A 3,244-nucleotide genomic window follows, 5' to 3' on the forward strand; every position below is an offset into this window, starting at 1 on the left:
CCCGTCTTTTCTCCAAATTTTTATATCGGAATCAAAGGAACTGCGCTCCTTCAACCATTCATATCTGCCAAACGCCTGTTTATAGCTAATTCTACACACTCGGGTACAAGTCCTGTCACGCGTCCATGAAAATTTGCAATTTCCCGCACGCCAGAAGAACTGACGAAGGAATAGCGCGGATCGGTGAGCAAAAACACGGTCTCGATGTCGGGCGCGATGTATTTGAGCATCTGCTCCTGCTTCTGTTCGTATTCGTAGTCTGTGACGGATCGCAGTCCCCGCACGATGACAGTCGCACCGACCTTGCGCATATAGTCCGGCAAAAGGCCTTCAAAAGCGCCGACGCGCAGGTTCGAAATGTGGCGCGTCGCCTCTTCCAAAAGCTCCACGCGCTCTTCTACCGTGAAAAACGGCGTCTTGCGAATGTTGTGGAAAACGCCCACGATCAGCTCGTCAAACATGTGACTCGCACGCTCGAAAATATCGACATGACCGTTCGTCACAGGGTCAAAACTCCCCGAGCATACAGCCGTAATCATCGAGACTTCCTCCTAGCCCTTTGCAGTCCGCACAAAAAAGCGCAGCCGCGTCGTCTTGCCATAGCTTTCTTCACGCACGCAGCGAAGCTCCTTGAGCGCCGGAAGCTCTTCTTCATCCGTGCCGTGCTCCACGATCATGCAGCCGTCGGGGGCGAGCAGCCCTTCTCTATCCACAGAGGAAAGAGCCTTCTCCCAAAATCCCCGTTGATACGGCGGATCGCAGAAAATCAAATCGAAGCTGCGCCCCAAAGCGCCAAGGCGCGCTAATACGCGCAGAGCATCGCCGCGCACGATCTCAGCACGCGCCGAAAGCCGCGTCTTTGCCGCATTCTCCTCGATCAAAGGGGTCGTCCTCTCATCGACGAAAAGCGCCGATGCTGCGCCTCGGCTCAAAGCCTCAAGTCCAAGCGCACCCGTACCCGCAAAGAGATCGAGCACACACGCTTCCTCGACGCGCCGTCCAAGGATATTGAAAAGCGACTCCTTGATGCGATCGGCGGTGGGGCGCGTAGCCTCTCCCTTGGGCGTCTTGAGACGACAGCCGCGCGCCTTGCCCGTGATGATACGCATAATTTCACCTCAAAATCAAGGGTAACATTTCATATTTTATCATATTTTTTTCGTTTCGTGAACTGCACCATGCTATAATATTGGAAAACGAATGGTTTTTTAAGGAGCTTTCGACAAAGTTTCGTCGTTTGCATAAAGCTGCGGCATGAAGGTTCCTGAGAAAGCACGGATAAAAAGAAATCGCCCATATTCGCACCGCTAGGTAAAGAGGGGATCTGCATTTATCCGCGCTCCTATTAAGGAGGAACTTTCTTGAAAAAGCGACTGCTGTGCCTGCTCATCCTTGCGCTCTGCACGATCTTTTGCTACCACATAGTCCTGCGCCCCACCTACGGCGGCGCACCGCTCAACGCTGCACGGGAAGCATCCGGGCGCATCGTGTTCGTGCCGCTCGACGGCAGGCCGCCATGCCGCCAGCTCGTGCTCGACGCCGCCGAAATCGCGGGCACGAAAATCGACGTACTGCCCTACGAAATGCAGGACTACTATACCATGCCGGGCGAAACGAAGGATGCGCAGCAGTGGCTTCGCGAAAATCTCCAAACGAGCGACGCCGCCATCCTCTCCATCGACCAGCTCTTTTACGGCGGCTTGCTCGCAGCACGTGAAACCGCAAAGTCGCCCGCTGAAATTGAAGCCTTCGTCCGTTATTTGCGTGAACTGCACGCCGCGCACCCGACCGTGCCGCTCTGCGCCTTCTCCATCCTGCCGCGCATGATCCCGCCCGCGAGCATCGACGACTACTACGACAACAAATACCTCCTTTCCTACTCGCGCCTCGCCGACCGCTATGCACTCTGCGGCGACCCTGCGGACGCAGAAAAAATGCAGGAACTTGAAGCGAAAATCCATCCTACAAGCCTCGCGCGGTACCTCGCACTCTTCGAGCAAAATGAACGGCTTACACGCGCACTCATCGAACTCGTCAAAGAAGGTACGCTCGATCGTCTCCTCATCGGGCAGGACGACGGCGAAACGTACAGCATCCCGAACATCGAAAAGCGCCGCCTGCAGCAGCTCCTCATCGACGAACAACTCCCTGCGGAAAAAGCCGCCATCGTCCACGGCGCCGACGAACTCGCACTGACGCTTCTCGCCGCCATCTCCGGCGAAAGAACAGACCGCCGCCCGCAAATCTACCTCGACTGGAACGACGAGGGAACGCCCGACGAAGTTCTGCCCTTCATGGCGATCTCCATGCGTGAAACGGCGATGGAAAAGATCACGCTCTTCGGCGGCGTATGTACGGCATCCGCCGACAGCGCCGACTTCGTGCTGTTCATCAGCGCAGGGAGTGAGAAAAACCTCGGCGCACGTCGAAAAAGCGTCAAGCGCATCGAAACCTATCTCGCGGCAGGCACACCCGTCGCGCTCGTCGATCTCAGCCGTCACTTCGCCGCCGAAGAAACGCTGCTGCCGCTCCTCATCGAACGCGGCGCTCCCATCGAAGGACTTCGCGCCTACGCCGGCTGGAACACGGCAAGCAACTCCGTCGGTACGGCGCTCTCTCAGGCAGCGCTCTTCGCCGCCGCTCGCGAAAAAGCTGCGACAAGAGAAGAAGTCCTCGCACTCCACGCCGCGAACCTCAAGCTGCTCAACAACCGTTTCCTAGAGGACTACTTCTATCTCAAAGATGTCATCACCCTCGTCAATACGGGACTGAAAAAGAACGGCACGAAAAATGTTTACGACCTCGACTTAGAGCGCGACTACCTCGCGGCGACAGAGATGCTAAGAAAGGCTATGGACGAGCGCCTGCAAACCTTCAAAAGCACAAAAGCCTGCCGCCGCCCCTTCCGCGTCCATCTGCCCGACGGCGAAAGTGCGCTGCTCTTTGTCTATGACATCCAAGCTGACATGAGCTTCCCTTGGCCGCGCACCTTCGAGATTTATCTCGAAACGACACCCTATATCCGTGTGCTTCCTTAAGCGCGGCATCATAAAAAGAGGTTGTCACACGAGTCGCATAAGACTTATGTGCAGCCTCTTTTTTGCCATGAAGCCCCGAGAGGTCAAGCCGAAGGTGCAGGCCGATCGACTAGGCTTCTGTAAAGGCGACGCACAATGTCCACAAAGTGGACGTTTGTGGGTATAGTTTACCGTCATAGAAAGGAAGAACGCTTACAACAAGCTGT

The 3,244-nt window shown here is 55.9% G+C and carries 3 protein-coding genes; 1 reads left to right on the forward strand and 2 read right to left on the reverse strand.

Features of this window, described 5'->3' with window-relative positions:
• Nucleotides 1-50: 50 nt before the first annotated feature.
• Both coaD and rsmD read right to left on the reverse strand, forming a co-directional pair.
• Complete coding sequence (gene coaD / locus ACTTKG_RS10060; RefSeq protein WP_442674064.1) at nucleotides 51-539, reverse strand: pantetheine-phosphate adenylyltransferase; 489 nt, start codon at nucleotides 537-539, stop codon at nucleotides 51-53.
• Nucleotides 540-551: 12 nt separating this feature from the next.
• Nucleotides 552-1,109: a 16S rRNA (guanine(966)-N(2))-methyltransferase RsmD gene (gene rsmD / locus ACTTKG_RS10065; protein ID WP_442674065.1), complete on the reverse strand. Its 558-nt coding sequence runs from the start codon at nucleotides 1,107-1,109 to the stop codon at nucleotides 552-554.
• Between the two features lie 252 nt (nucleotides 1,110-1,361).
• On the opposite strand from rsmD, the gene ACTTKG_RS10070 reads away from it, so the two are divergent.
• The gene (locus tag ACTTKG_RS10070; RefSeq protein ID WP_442674066.1) at nucleotides 1,362-3,038 is read left to right on the forward strand and encodes a DUF4127 family protein; all 1,677 of its coding nucleotides are present in this window, start codon (nucleotides 1,362-1,364) and stop codon (nucleotides 3,036-3,038) included.
• Nucleotides 3,039-3,244 lie beyond the last annotated feature (206 nt).

Origin of the sequence: Selenomonas sp. (assembly GCF_052169755.1) — a bacterium.
GTDB lineage: Bacteria > Bacillota > Negativicutes > Selenomonadales > Selenomonadaceae > Selenomonas.

Excerpts from the sequence above, each read along its gene's own strand:
- coaD (WP_442674064.1), bottom strand. The coding sequence starts at position 539 with ATGATTACGGCTGTATGCTCGGGGAGTTTTGACCCTGTGACGAACGGT.
- rsmD (WP_442674065.1), bottom strand. The coding sequence starts at position 1,109 with ATGCGTATCATCACGGGCAAGGCGCGCGGCTGTCGTCTCAAGACGCCC.